This is a genomic window from Streptomyces sp. NPDC002643 (assembly GCF_053592555.1).
In genome coordinates this window covers 50,065-63,532 of record NZ_JBSFVY010000006.1, presented here as the reverse complement: position 1 = coordinate 63,532, position 13,468 = coordinate 50,065, and the positions used below count along the sequence as shown (strand labels likewise).

Annotated in this window: 12 protein-coding genes; 8 read left to right on the top strand and 4 right to left on the bottom strand. The window is 69.3% G+C overall.

Annotated features, from left to right (window positions below; genetic code table 11):
* Positions 1–23: 23 nt before the first annotated feature.
* Together ACWD4G_RS10945 and ACWD4G_RS10940 are read right to left on the bottom strand one after the other, a co-directional pair.
* Entirely contained in the window at positions 24–812 is a 789-nt protein-coding gene (locus ACWD4G_RS10945; RefSeq protein WP_451292371.1) for a calcium-binding protein, read from the bottom strand.
* 238 nt (positions 813–1,050) lie between these two features.
* On the bottom strand, positions 1,051–1,209 hold the full coding sequence (locus ACWD4G_RS10940; RefSeq protein ID WP_451292370.1) for a hypothetical protein: 159 nt from the start codon (positions 1,207–1,209) through the stop codon (positions 1,051–1,053).
* A 179-nt stretch (positions 1,210–1,388) separates the two neighbouring features.
* On the opposite strand from ACWD4G_RS10940, the gene ACWD4G_RS10935 reads away from it, so the two are divergent.
* The 8 genes from ACWD4G_RS10935 (at position 1,389) to ACWD4G_RS10900 (ending at position 11,961) form a co-directional block, all read left to right on the top strand.
* Positions 1,389–2,270 carry a DUF2797 domain-containing protein gene (locus tag ACWD4G_RS10935; protein WP_451292369.1) on the top strand — a complete coding sequence of 294 codons (882 nt, stop codon included), beginning with the start codon at positions 1,389–1,391 and terminating at the stop codon, positions 2,268–2,270.
* Between the two features lie 27 nt (positions 2,271–2,297).
* Positions 2,298–2,687, top strand: coding sequence for an antibiotic biosynthesis monooxygenase family protein (locus ACWD4G_RS10930; protein WP_451292368.1), 390 nt, complete (start codon positions 2,298–2,300; stop codon positions 2,685–2,687).
* A gap of 277 nt (positions 2,688–2,964) precedes the next feature.
* Positions 2,965–3,705, top strand: coding sequence for a response regulator transcription factor (locus ACWD4G_RS10925; protein WP_257543427.1), 741 nt, complete (start codon positions 2,965–2,967; stop codon positions 3,703–3,705).
* Complete coding sequence (locus ACWD4G_RS10920; RefSeq protein WP_451292367.1) at positions 3,702–5,417, top strand: sensor histidine kinase; 1,716 nt, start codon at positions 3,702–3,704, stop codon at positions 5,415–5,417. Before ACWD4G_RS10925 ends, ACWD4G_RS10920 begins: the two co-directional genes overlap by 4 nt.
* Positions 5,418–5,443: 26 nt before the next feature.
* On the top strand, positions 5,444–6,994 hold the full coding sequence (locus tag ACWD4G_RS10915) for a glycosyltransferase (RefSeq protein WP_451292366.1): 1,551 nt from the start codon (positions 5,444–5,446) through the stop codon (positions 6,992–6,994).
* Entirely contained in the window at positions 6,991–9,339 is a 2,349-nt protein-coding gene (locus ACWD4G_RS10910) for an ArnT family glycosyltransferase (protein WP_451292365.1), read from the top strand. Before ACWD4G_RS10915 ends, ACWD4G_RS10910 begins: the two co-directional genes overlap by 4 nt.
* 181 nt (positions 9,340–9,520) lie before the next feature.
* The gene (locus ACWD4G_RS10905; RefSeq protein WP_451292364.1) at positions 9,521–11,014 is read left to right on the top strand and encodes an MFS transporter; all 1,494 of its coding nucleotides are present in this window, start codon (positions 9,521–9,523) and stop codon (positions 11,012–11,014) included.
* A gap of 161 nt (positions 11,015–11,175) precedes the next feature.
* Positions 11,176–11,961, top strand: coding sequence for a TetR/AcrR family transcriptional regulator (locus ACWD4G_RS10900; protein ID WP_451292363.1), 786 nt, complete (start codon positions 11,176–11,178; stop codon positions 11,959–11,961).
* 35 nt (positions 11,962–11,996) lie between these two features.
* Here the strand turns inward: ACWD4G_RS10900 and ACWD4G_RS10895 are convergent, their stop codons facing one another.
* Positions 11,997–12,476, bottom strand: a complete 480-nt coding sequence (locus ACWD4G_RS10895) for a PPOX class F420-dependent oxidoreductase (protein ID WP_451292362.1) — start codon at positions 12,474–12,476, stop codon at positions 11,997–11,999.
* A 125-nt stretch (positions 12,477–12,601) separates the two neighbouring features.
* Positions 12,602–13,438: a YceI family protein gene (locus ACWD4G_RS10890; protein ID WP_451292361.1), complete on the bottom strand. Its 837-nt coding sequence runs from the start codon at positions 13,436–13,438 to the stop codon at positions 12,602–12,604.
* Positions 13,439–13,468 lie beyond the last annotated feature (30 nt).

The window sequence follows — 13,468 nt, the reverse complement described above, 5'->3', positions numbered from 1 at the left end:
CTCCGTCGCCGACTTGATCCGGGTTACTGCACGTCCACGAAGTCGCCGGTCGCCTTCGCGGGTGGGGTCGTGGATGTGCCGGTGAAGTTCCAGCGCCAGTAGCCGTCCGTGGAGGCGGGGGCCGTGGTGGTCAGGGTGCCGGTGCTGGAGGTGTTCACCGTCTTGATGGTGGTGTAGGTCGTGGTGCCGGCCTTGCGGAACTGGAGTTTCGCGGGCTGGTTGGTGTAGCCCCGGTAGTCGAGGGTGTCCCAGTTGGCCCGGGTGAGCTTGCCGGTGATCGTCAGCGTCTTGCCCTTGGCGATCGGCTCGGGGCTCGCGTTGACGGTGAGCTTGGAGTGCCGCTGGAGGCGGGTCGTGGTGTGGGCCCACCGCTCCGTCCAACTGTCGTCATTGGCCGACACCCAGAATCCGACCTTCCAGGTGCCGGCGTCGGCGTTCGTGAGCCACCAGTCCGGTTCGAAGGTGAACGTCTTCGAGCAGGTGGAGGTCGTCGGGCTCGAAGCCACGCAGTCCGCCGGGGTCGTGTCCTCGTTGGGCACGATGTAGTCGGTGGCGCTGTAGTACGGGTCCGAGCCGTCCGGGCCTCGCCAGAGGTAGAAGTCCGCGTCCCAGATGCCCGACGGGTCCGTGGCCGTCACCGCGACCGTGATCGTCTTGTCGGTCGTGTCGATCACGATGCTCTTGCCCCCGTTGACCTTGAGGCTCGTGATCTGGATGTCGCCCACGGTCTCGTCCGCCTGGGCGCCGGGGGCGGCGAGGCCGGCCAGTGTGGCCACGGCGATGAACACGGCAGAGGCGGCGCGCTTGCGCATGGATCTCCTTCGCCGGGCGATGAGGTTCCGGTGGTGGTGGCCGCTGCCCCGGCATGCCGTGCTCGGTGCCACTCTCGTCCCCCGGTTCTCGTCCCCCGGCTCACATTGCGATGACTCGGGCACAGCCTTCACACAGGCTGCTCGCAGTGTTCAGCGCATCAGGGTGTTCGAACGTCACAGGTGGGGAGGCGTGGGAGGGGGAGAGGAGGGGGTCCCGTGGGGACTGTCGCTGGAAGGGTCAGGGGATGAAGGCGGCCATCATCAAGGTCAGGGGCATGAAGATCAACGCCGTGGCCAGTGCCCAGCCGACCTTCCAGGACGAGGCGTCGCCGGCTTTTACGCACAGGGGTGCCATCAGGGCGGCGTAGAGGGCGAACGCCACCGGAATGAGGGCCATCTTCCGCTCCTTCGGCACCTGTTGGATCGAACGGCAACGGCAGGCAGTGGCAACGGCGTGAGACATCTTGGCATGGAATTGAACGGGTTCAAATCGCTTGCGTGGTGGTGGCTTCTGCCGTCCTTCCTGTTTTCGCAGGTCAGCGCCGTTGTCAGTGGGGTCCTCTAATGTCGTGAGGGATGGCACGGGCATGGAGATGTACGGGGCTGCGGTGGGGTGTGGACGGGGCCTCGCTGGGGTGGGAGGGCGGGCGGCGGAGTCCGTTGAGCAGGGGGAAGGCGGTTGCCTTTGGGGTGGTGGGCGGTACGCGGCGGGTCTGTGTGGGGGCTCGGGGGAACGCGTGTGCTGTGCGGGCCGAGGTGTCGGGGCGGAGTACGGGGGCGCGGTGTGAGGAGTGCGCTCGGCTGGACCGGGCGCACTCCGTGGCCGCCGATGGGGTCGCCGATGATCCGCGGGCATATCACGTGTATCTCGCCTGGTTCGGGCCGGGAATGGTGAAGGTCGGGATCACGGCGGTCGAGCGGGGGACGGCTCGGCTGCTGGAGCAGGGGGCCGTGTGCTTCGCCTGGCTCGGGCGGGGGCCGCTCATGGCGGCGCGGCGGGCGGAGGAGATGGCGCGGGCCGGGCTGAAAGTGCCGGATCGGATTCCGTATGCCGAGAAGCGGGCGGTGAGGGCCGCGCTGCCCGAGAAGGGGGAGCGTGCCGGGGAGTTGGAGGAGCTGCATCGGAGGGCTCTCGGGGTGTACGGGTGGCCCGAGTCGCTTGAGGCCGTGGCGTTTCGGGCGGTCGACCACGCCGGGGTGTTCGGGCTTGAGGGGCTGCCCGTCGCCGACGGTGTCGTGAGTGAGCTGGTCGCGGGTGGGGGCGTGGGGGGTGAGGTGATCGCCGTCGCCGGGCCCGATGTCCATCTCGCCACGGGGCGTGGGGTCGTCGTACTCGATACGCGGCTCATGGCCGGGTGGGAGCTCACCGGGCTGGTGGCGGGGGATGCGTGGGATGAAGTGACGGTTCCCGTAAGGGAGTTGGAAGGAGGGCGGGGTGTGCAGGACGGGCTGTTCTGAGGGGGCGACCTACGGCAGAGTGGTGACATGAGTGATCAGCCGATAGCGCCTGTTGCCGGATATGAACCTCCGTACTACGCCGTGGTGTTCACCGCCCTGCGGACCGCCGATCAGAGCGGGTACGCGGAGACCGCCGAGCGGATGGAGGCGATGGTGAAGGAGGTGCCGGGGTATCTGGGGATGGATCAGGCACACACGCCGGGTGGGCTCTCCATCACCGTGTCCTACTTCCGGGACGCCGACGCCATCGAGCGGTGGCGGAGCGACGTCGAGCATCAGGCCGCGCAGAAGCGGGGGCGGGCCGAGTGGTACGAGAGCTACAGCCTGCATGTCGCCAAGGTCGAGCGGAGTTATGACTTCGTACGGGAGGGGGAGGAGCGGCGGGCGGAGGAGGAGGGAAGGGGCGGGCGGGAGTAGGGGCAGGGGGAGTGGGCGGCGGGGTGCGAATCATGACGGGGGTCGTATAAGGGTGGGGTCAGGGTGAGGGCCGGGCAGGGTTTTCTGTGATCCACAAGCTGTGAGCCCGCCATGCGGTGCCTCGGCGAAGTCCGTGGAAAAGGGCTGGTCAGCCAGGCTGGTGTCCGAGAAGTCGGGGATGTTCCCAGGGGTTGCCTGAGAGGCGCCTGTGCGTTTCTTAGAAAAATCACAGGTTCCCGAAAGGGTGTTCTCAGGGCGTCCCGACAAGGTGTCCAGCATGACCACGACCTCGCCCCAGGGGCGCACCGAACTGCTGAGGCCGGACGGGAGCCCCGTCCGAGTGCTTGTGGTGGACGACGAGCTGTCGATCACCGAACTGCTGTCCATGGCCCTGCGCTATGAGGGATGGCAGATCCGGAGTGCGGGCGATGGCACGGGTGCCATCCAGACCGCCCGCGACTTCCGCCCTGACGCCGTCGTCCTGGACATGATGCTCCCGGACATGGACGGCCTCACCGTCCTCGGGCGGCTGCGGCGTGAGCTGCCGGATGTGCCGGTTCTCTTCCTGACCGCGAAGGACGCGGTGGAGGACCGTATCGCCGGGCTCACCGCCGGCGGTGACGACTACGTCACCAAGCCGTTCAGCCTCGAAGAGGTCGTCGCGCGGCTGCGCGGGCTGATCCGACGGTCCGGTGCCGCCGATCGGCGGTCGGATTCCGTGCTGGTCGTGGGTGACCTCATGCTCGACGAGGACAGCCACGAGGTCTCGCGGGGCGGGGACAACATCCACCTCACCGCCACCGAGTTCGAACTGCTGCGGTTTCTGATGCGAAACCCCCGACGGGTGCTCAGCAAAGCGCAGATACTTGACCGTGTTTGGTCGTACGACTTCGGTGGGCAGGCGAACGTGGTCGAGCTGTACATCTCCTATCTGCGGCGGAAGATCGACGCCGGGCGGGAGCCGATGATCCACACCCGGCGTGGCGCCGGTTACCTGATCAAGCCCGCCGCGTCATGAGCGGACGACGACGGACGCGTACGCAGAGGCAGCCCCAGCTGAAGCTGAGGCGAGGAAAGCGGCAGCCGCGCACGCTGCGTACGCGGCTCGTCGTCTCCGCGGTGGCGTTGATCGCGGTGGTGTGTGCCGTCATCGGGACGGTGACGACGGTCGCGCTGCGCTCGCATCTGTATGAGCAGCTCGACGACTCGGTGAGCGAGGTGCTGGGGCGTGCCGCGGGCAAGGGTCCCAACGACGCGCCCCCGGCGACCGCGAAGCCCGGCGAGGGCCAGCCCGGCGAGGAGGACCCCAACAAGAAGGTCACCGGCCCGCCGGACCTGGAGGACTTCGTCACCAGGGGCCCGCAGCAGATGATCGGCACCATCGCGGCCAAGGTCGAGAACGGCACGGCCGCCGAGGGCATGGTCGGCAAGAAGTCGACGTCCGACAACGGCGTCACCGGTGCCACCGCCTACGCGCTCGACAAGACCCAGCTCGCCGAGATCAACGACGTCCCCAGGGACGACAAGGCGCACACCATCACCATCACCGGGCTCGGCGAGTACCGCGTGGAGTACCGCAGCGGTGACAACGGCGACTACTACGTCGCCCTGCCGACCACCGATGTCACCAACACCCTCAACACCCTCATCGTCGTGGAACTCAGCGTCACCGGCGCCGGCCTCATCGCCGCCGGGATCGCCGGGTCCGTGCTCGTCGGTGTCGCCCTGCGCCCGCTGCGGAAGGTGGCGGCCACCGCCACCCGGGTCTCCGAGCTGCCCTTGCACACCGGTGAGGTGACGCTCAACGAGCGGGTGCCCGCGGCCGAGACCGATCAGCACACCGAGGTGGGGCAGGTCGGGGCCGCGCTCAACCGGATGCTCGACCACATTCACAGCGCCCTGCACTCGCGGCAGGAGAGCGAGATGCGGGTACGGCAGTTCGTGGCGGACGCCAGTCATGAGCTGCGTACGCCGCTGGCCTCCATCAGGGGGTATGCGGAGCTGACCCGTCGAGGGCGGGAGGAGATCGGGCCCGATACGCGGCACGCGCTGGGTCGGATCGAGTCCGAGTCCGGGCGGATGACGCTACTCGTCGAGGATCTGCTGCTGCTGGCGAGGCTCGATGCCGGGCGGCCGCTTCAGTTCGAGCAGACCGATCTCATCCCTCTCGTCGTGGACACCGTCAGCGACGCCCGCGCCGCCGGGCGGAACCATCAGTGGCGGCTCGATCTGCCGGACATGCCGGCGCTGGTGTCGGCCGACGCGGCGCGGCTGCAGCAGGTGCTCGTCAATCTGCTGGCCAACGCCCGTACCCACACACCGCCGGGGACCACGGTCACCGCGCGGGTGCAGCGGCGCGGGGCCTGGATGTGTGTGGACGTCGAGGACGACGGGCAGGGGATTCCTCCGGAGTTGCTGCCGCATGTGTTCGAGCGGTTCGCGCGAGGGGACTCGTCCCGGTCCAGGGCCTCCGGGTCCACCGGGCTCGGGCTCGCCATCGTGCAGGCCGTCGCCGACGCGCACGGCGGTGCCGTGACCGTCGACAGCGTGCCCGGCAGGACCGTCTTCACCGTGCATCTGCCCGCTCTGGGCGGAGTCGTGCCCCTGCTCGACGACGCCGCCAACTGGCAGCTCGACGACATGGACTACGGCGTCGACCAGGACGTAACCGACGCAACAAACTGGCAATCGGACTCACAGGCACAGCACAGTGTGAGCACACGGGCATAACAGAGCGGCTCGCGAATGTAGTTGTCATGCGAACCGACTCTTCTCCCGGCACCCTGCCGGCGCGGGAGCACCTCCCGGCCGGAAACGCCGGTACGCCTGTCCTGGACGTAGTGATCCCCGTCTACAACGAGGAGAAGGACCTCCAGCCGTGCGTGCTCAGACTGCACGAGCACCTCGCGCGCACGTTCCCGTACGCGTTCCGCATCACGATCGCGGACAACGCGTCCACGGACACCACCCCGCAGGTGGCGCGGCGGCTGGAGACGGAACTCCCCGAGGTCAGGTCCTTCCGGCTGGAGCAGAAGGGGCGCGGTCGGGCGCTCAGGACCGTGTGGTCCGCGTCCGACGCGCCGGTCCTCGCCTATATGGACGTGGACCTCTCCACCGACCTGAACGCCCTGCTGCCGCTGGTGGCCCCGCTGATCTCCGGCCACTCCGACCTCGCGATCGGCTCCCGGCTGGCCCGGTCCTCCCGGGTGGTGCGCGGCCCCAAGCGCGAGTTCATCAGCCGGGCCTACAACCTGATTCTGCGGGGCTCGCTGCAGGCCCGGTTCTCGGACGCGCAGTGCGGGTTCAAGGCGATACGCCGGGATGTGGCCCAGGTGCTGCTGCCGCTGGTCGAGGACACCGGGTGGTTCTTCGACACCGAGATGCTGGTGCTGGCCGAGCGGGCCGGGCTCAGGATTCACGAGGTGCCGGTGGACTGGGTCGACGACCCCAACTCGACCGTGCACATCGTGAAGACGGCGACGGACGACCTCAAGGGCGTCTGGCGGGTCGGGAAGGCGCTGGCCACGGGATCGATCACACTCGACCGGCTCGCACGGCCGTTCGGGGACGATCCGAGGGACCGCGAGATCCAGGACGTACCGCGCGGGCTCGCCCGACAGCTTCTCGGGTTCTGTGTGGTGGGTGGCCTGTCCACGCTGTTCTACCTGCTTCTGTACAGCGGCTTCCGTACGTTCGCCGGGTCGCAGATCGCCAACGCGCTCGCCCTGCTGGTCTCGGCGATCGCCAACACGGCCGCCAACCGGAGGCTGACCTTCGGGGTCCGGGGCCGGGGCGGAGTCGTCAAGCATCAGGCGCAGGGCCTGGTGGTGTTCGGCATCGGCCTCGCCCTCACCAGCGGTTCGCTGGCCGCCCTCAACGCGGCGACCACCGACCCCGCGCACTCCACGGAACTGGCGGTACTCATCGCCGCCAACCTCGCGGCGACGGTGCTGCGGTTCCTGCTCTTCCGGGCGTGGGTGTTCCCCGACCGGCGTGACGGCTCCCCCGCCGAGGGGTCGACCGTCGTCGCCTCGCACCACCCCGCCCCGCACCACCCCACGTCCCACCACCCCGCCTCGCCCGTCTACACGACCGCGGCGGCGGTACGGCCGGGACAGCCGGGGCCGTACGGACACCAGGACCGGTTCCAGCCGACGGGCCCGTACTCCACCACGGCCACCACGGCCACTTCGGCCACCACGACCCAGTTCCGCGCCGGTGAAGTCGCGGACCGCACCTGGGGGGAGCCGACCATGCGGATGCGGCCGGTGCGCCCGCACGATCAGGATTCGAGGAACGCACGATGACCACGCAGTTCGAGACGACCAGCTATCAGGGGGGTGCGAGCCCCACGGGTCCCAGTGGGGGATCGCCCGCGAGCAACAGAACCGCCGTTCAGGAGCCGGTCGTTCAGGAGACCCTCGACGGTTACGGCACCCCCGGCACCCCCGGCACCCCCGGCACCCCCGGCACCCCCGACACCGCCCCCGGCTCCGGTGAGCCCAAGCAGCCCTTCGCCCGGCGACTGTGGCGGGGGCGCCCGGAGGACAACCGCTGGATTCGCCCCGGCTTCCTGCTCACCCTCCTCCTCATCGGCGGCCTCTACACCTGGAACCTCACGGCCTCCGGGTACGCCAACTCCTTCTACTCGGCGGCCGTTCAGGCGGGCAGCCAGTCCTGGAAGGCATTCTTCTTCGGCTCGCTGGACTCGGCCAACGCCATCACCGTCGACAAGCCCCCGGCCTCGCTCTGGCCGATGGCCCTGTCCGTACGGCTGTTCGGGCTGAACTCCTTCGCGATCCTGTTCCCGCAGGTCCTGATGGCCGTCGCCACCGCCGGGGTGCTGTGGGCGGCCGTACGCCGTCGCTTCAACGCCACGGCCGGCTTCATCACCATGGCGGTGTTCGCGCTCACGCCCGTCGCCGCGCTGATGTTCCGCTTCAACAACCCGGACGCGGCGCTCGCGCTGCTGATGGCCGCCGCGGTCTACTGCACCCTGCGCGCGATGGAGAAGGCGCAGACGAAGTGGCTGGTGTGGGCCGGTGTCGCCATCGGGCTCGCCTTCCTGGTCAAGACGCTGCAGGCCTTCCTGATCCTGCCGGTCCTCGCGATCGTGTACGTCGCCTTCGCGCCGGCCAGTTGGAAGAAGCGGGTCGGCCAGGTGCTGCTCGCCGGGCTCGCGATGATCGTCTCCGGCGGCTGGTGGGTCGCGATCGTCGAGCTGTGGCCGGCCTCCTCCCGCCCGTACATCGGCGGCTCGCAGAACAACTCCTTCCTTGAACTGACCTTCGGTTACAACGGACTCGGCCGTATCAACGGCGAGGAGACCGGCAGCGTCGGCGGCGGTGGCGGCAACGGCGGCGGCAACTGGGGCGAGACCGGCTGGGACCGGATGTTCAGCTCCAGCATCGGCGGCCAGATCTCCTGGCTGATCCCGGCCGCGCTGATCCTGCTGGGCGCCGCGATCTGGGCCACGCGGAAGCTGAAGCGCACCGACACCACCCGCGCCGCGTTCCTCCTCTGGGGCGGCTCGCTGCTGATCACCATGGTGATCTTCAGCTTTATGCAGGGCATTTTCCACGAGTACTACACCGTCGCCCTCGCCCCCTACATCGCGCCGGTGATCGGTATGGGCGCGGCACTGCTGTGGGAGCAGCGCGACAAGTACTGGGCCTCGATCACGCTGGCCGCCGCCATGACGGCGACCGCGGTCTGGGGTTATGTCCTCCTCAACCGTTCCTCCGACTATCTGCCCTGGCTGAAGTGGGTCGTGCTGGTCGGCGGTCTGGTCGCCGCGCTCGGCCTGATCTTCGTGGGCAAGCTCGGCAAGCAGCTGGCCATGGCGGTCGTGGGCCTCAGCGCCGTCGCCGCGCTGGCCGGTCCGACCGCGTACACGCTCACCACCCTGAACGAGGGGCACACCGGTTCGATCGTCACGGCCGGTCCGTCCGTGCAGGGCGGCCGAGGTGGCGGCCCCGGCGGCGGTGGCGGTGGCATGGGCGGCGGTCCTGGTGGCGGCGGTATGCCGGGCCAGAACCAGCAGGGCGGCCAGCAGGGCCAGCAGAACGGCCAGGGCGGCCAGAACGGCAACGGTCAGATGGGCCAGCCCCCGACCGGCGGCTTCGGCGGCGGCCAGAACAGCCAGCAGGGCCAGGGCCAGCAGAACCAGCAGAACGGCAACGGCTCCACCCAGAACCAGCAGCAGGGCCAGGGCAACGGCCAGACCCAGAACGGCGACGGCGGCGGCATGGGCGGCGGCGGTGGCGGCGGTATGGGCGGTCTGCTCAACGGCGCCGACGTCAGCGACGAGGCCAAGGAACTGCTGGAGAAGAACGCCTCGGACTACACCTGGGTCGCCGCCGCCATCGGCGCCCAGAACGCGGCGAGCTACCAGCTCTCCACCGGCGAACCGGTCATGGCCATCGGTGGCTTCAACGGCACCGACCCGTCCCCGACCCTCGCGGAGTTCAAGAAGTACGTGGAGGAAGGCAAGATCCACTACTTCATCTCCAGCGGCACCGGCGGTGGCATGGGCGGCAGCAGCGACGGCACCTCCTCGCAGATCAGCTCCTGGGTCCAGGAGAACTTCGAGACGGTGACCGTGGACGGGACGACCTTCTACGACCTGACGCAGCCGACGAGCGACAGCTGACGGCAGCCGACGGCGACTGGTCGGGGCGGTGCCCCGGGGTGAGGACGAACCCCCGGGGCACCGCCCTTTTTTGTCACGGCCCCTTTCGTACGCCGCTCGAACGCCGTTCGGAAGAGCCCCTGTCGTACGGCGTCGGAATGCGCGTTGTACGCCGTACAGGAGCTGTTCTACGGTGTACAGCATGTCGACCTCCGCCACGCCCGAGAGCACCGCTCTCCCCGGGACCCAAGGCCATCCCCAGCGGTGGCTCATCCTCGGTGTCATCTGCCTCGCGCAGCTCACCGTGCTGCTGGACAACACCGTGCTGAACGTGGCGATCCCGTCGCTCACCGAGGAGTTGGGCGCGGGCACCGCCGACATCCAGTGGATGATCAACGCGTACTCGCTGGTGCAGTCGGGGTTGTTGCTCACCGCCGGCAGCGCGGCCGATCGTTACGGCCGTAAGAAGATGCTGATCGCGGGGCTCGCGCTCTTCGGGATCGGCTCACTGGTCGCCGGACTCGCCCAGTCCACGGGGCAGTTGATCGCCGCGCGGGCCGGGATGGGGGTCGGCGGCGCGCTGCTGCTCACCACGACGCTCGCCGTCGCCATGCAGATCTTCGCGCCCGAGGAGCAGCCGAAGGCGATCGGGATCTGGAGTGCCGTCAATGCCCTTGGGTTCGCGGCGGGGCCATTGCTCGGCGGGTTCATGCTGGGGCACTTCTGGTGGGGGGCGATCTTTCTGATCAATCTGCCGGTCGCTGCGTTGGGGCTGGTGGCGGTGGTGGCGCTGGTGCCGGAGTCAAAGAATCCGCAGGGGGATCGGCCCGATCTGGTGGGTGCGCTGCTGTCCACGGTCGGTATGACGTCGTTGGTCTACGCGATCATCTCCGGGCCCGAGCATGGGTGGACGTCCGGTTTGGTGGTCGTCACGGCCGCCGTCGCCGTCGTCGTGCTCGCGGGGTTCGCGTACTGGGAGAGCGGGATTCCGTACCCCATGCTCGATCCGCACTTCTTCCGTGACCGCCGGTTCACGGGTGCCGTCGCCGGGGCCGTGCTCATCACCTTCGGGATGGGCGGGGCGCTCTTCCTGCTGACCCAGCATCTGCAGTTCGTGCTCGGTTACGACGCGCTGGAGGCGGGGCTGCGGACGGCGCCCCTCGCGCTGACCGTGGTCGTGCTCAACTTCTCGGGGCTGTCGGCGAAGTGGACGGTCAAGCTGGGGATGCCGGTGTCCATCGCGCTCGGGATGGTGATGATGTCGGCGGGGCTGGTGTCCATCGCGATGTTCTCGTCCGGGGGGTACGGCGGGACGCTGCTCGGGCTGGTGCTGATCGGGGTGGGGTGCGCGGTCGCCAATCCGGCGATGGCTCACGCGATCATGAGTGCGATTCCGCCGGCCAAGGCGGGGGTGGGGGCCGGGATCAACGGCACCCTCGCCGAGTTCGGGAACGGGTTGGGGGTGGCCGTGTTGGGGGCGGTGCTCAACTCGCGGTTCGCGGCGCTGATTTCTGTGGCGGCGGTTTCCCTGCCGGGGGCGTTGGCCGAGGCGGGGTCTTCGGAGGAGAGGGCGTTGGTGGTGGAGGCGTTTGCCTCCGGGTTGGAGAGCAGTTTGTTGGTGGGGGCGTTGGCTGTGTTGCTTGGGGGGTTGGTGGCGGCGGGTCTGCTGCGCAGGGCTGAGCGGGTGGGCGCCTAATAGCTCGGGGGTTCTGGTGTGTTTGCGGCTGACGGTGCGTCGTGGTTTCTCGCGCAGTTCCCCGCGCCCCTGAAAGGCTCGCTGCGCGACGCCTTTCATCGCTGCGCACCTAGCATCGTCACCAGTGCATGTACGTGATCGTGTTGGGAAGGTGCGGTGTCATGGCCGGTGCGGCCGGGCGGGGTGGTGAGGTTGTTCGGGCCAGTGTGTGGTTGGAGGAGGGGAAGGGGCGGCGGCGGGGTGGGCAGCCCAGTGGGCTGGATCGGGAGCGGATTGTCGGTGCCGCCGTGCGGTTGTTGGATGCCGAAGGGCTGGCCAAGTTCTCCATGCGGCGGCTGGCGGGGGAACTGGACGTCACCGCCATGTCCGTCTACTGGTACGTCGACACCAAGGACGACCTGCTGGAACTCGCCCTCGACCGTGTGTTCGGCGAGGTGGTGCTGCCCGGGGACGACTCCCATGAGGAGGGGGTCGGGGGCGGTGACGGGGACTGGCGGGAGCAGTTGCGCGGGCTCGCCAAGGAGTATCGGGCGCTCCTCGTCCGGCATCCCTGGGTCTCGCCGCTCGCCGGGACCTTCCTCAACATCGGGCCGCACTCCCTCGACTTCTCGCTCGCCGTCCAGCGCGTGATCCGCCGTACCGGTCTGCCCGCGCACGGCCAGACCGGGGCGATCGCGGCGGTCTTCCAGTTCGTGTACGGCTTCGGCACCATCGAGGGACACTTCGTCCAGCGGTCCGCCAGTGCCGGGATGACCCAGGAGGAGTACTTCCGGCACGCCATGAGCGCGGTCGCCGACGCGCCCCAACTCGGCGAGCTGGTCAAGCGGTCCGCGGACCTCATGGAGGCCCGGGGCGGCGACACCATCGAGGAGATGCGCGAACGGGACTTCGGCTACGCCCTGGACACCCTCATCACCGGCATCGAGGCGATGGTCGAACGGGGGTGAGCCCTGCGCAGCCCCGCTGATCCCCGCCGGGTGGCTCAGGCCTTGTCCTCGCCCTCCGCCAGCCGTGCCGGGAAGCCGCCGGTGGCCACCGGGCTCCACCTCTCCGGGGTGATCCGGATGATCGACTTGCCCTGCTTGACCATGGCCGCGCGGTACTCGTCCCAGTCGGGGTGCTCGCCGGAGATGTTCCGGAAGTACTCCACCAGGGGCTCGACCGAGTCCGGGGAGTCGATGACCTCCGCCGTGCCGTCGACCTGGACCCACGGGCCGTTCCAGTCGTCGCTCAGCACGACGACCGTCACCCGCTCGTCCCGCTTGGCGTTCCGTGTCTTGGCCCGCTCGGGGTAGGTGGAGACCACGATGCGGCCCGAGTCGTCCACGCCGCAGGTCACCGGGGAGGCCTGGTTGCCGCCGTCGCGGCGGTGGGTGAGGAGGATCGCGCGGTGACGGGGGCGGACGAAGTCGAGGAGTTCGTCTTGGGAGACCTTGGTGTTGGTCGCGATGTACGGTGCCATGGCGCTCAGCGTAGCCAGGGGGCGCCTAGTAGCTCGGGGGTTCGGGTGCGTTTGCGGCTGACGGTGCGTCGTGGTTGTTCGCGCAGTTCCCCGCGCCCCTTCCAGCGTTGGCCGGCAGTTGACAGTCACTCCTCCCGCACCGCCTGGATGTTCAGCTCCACCCGCAACGTCGTACCGATCGCCGCTATCCCCGCCTGCAGCACCTGGTTGTAGTTCATCGCGAAGTCCTCGCGGTGGAGTTCGGTTGTCGCGCGGAACGCGGCCCTTGTGCCGCCCCAGGGGTCTGGGCCGGTGCCCAGGTAGGTGAGGTCGAGGTCGACGGGGCGTACCACTCCGTGCATGGTCAGTTCGCCGTGGACCGTCCAGTGGTCCTCGCCGGTGGCCGGGGTCAGGCCGGTCGAGATGTAGGTGATCTCGGGGTGGTTGTCCGCGTCCAGGAAGTCCGGTGAGCGGAGGTGGTCGTCCCGCATGGTGTTGCCCGTGTCGATCGACGCCGCTCGGATCGCCGCCGTCACCCGGGATTTCGTGCCCTCGTCCGGCGTCGGGGCGATCTCGATCGTGCCCGTGAAGTCGGTGAAGCGGCCGTGCACGCTGGAGATGCCCAGGTGCCGGGCCACGGCCGCCACGGAGGAGTGGGCCGGGTCGATGGTCCAGGGGCCGGGCGGCGGCAGTTCGGTGCCGCCCAGCCGGGCCAGGGTCACCGTGCCGACCTCGGCCCGGCCGCTCGCCGTCACCAGGGCGCCGGCCGCGAACGGCGCGTAACCGACCGCCGTGACGATCACCGTGTACGCGCCGGGCGCGAGCGCCTCGGGGTCGCGCACCACCCCCTCGGCGTCCGCCTCCGCCCGTAGCACCTGCGTACCGGCCATGTCGGTCACGGTGACCACCGCGTGCGACACGGCCCACCCGTCCCGCGTACGGACCCTCGCGCTCAGCCCCGTCGGCCCCGTCGTCGCCGCCATCGGCCCACTCCTCACCGTTGTGCTCCGCGA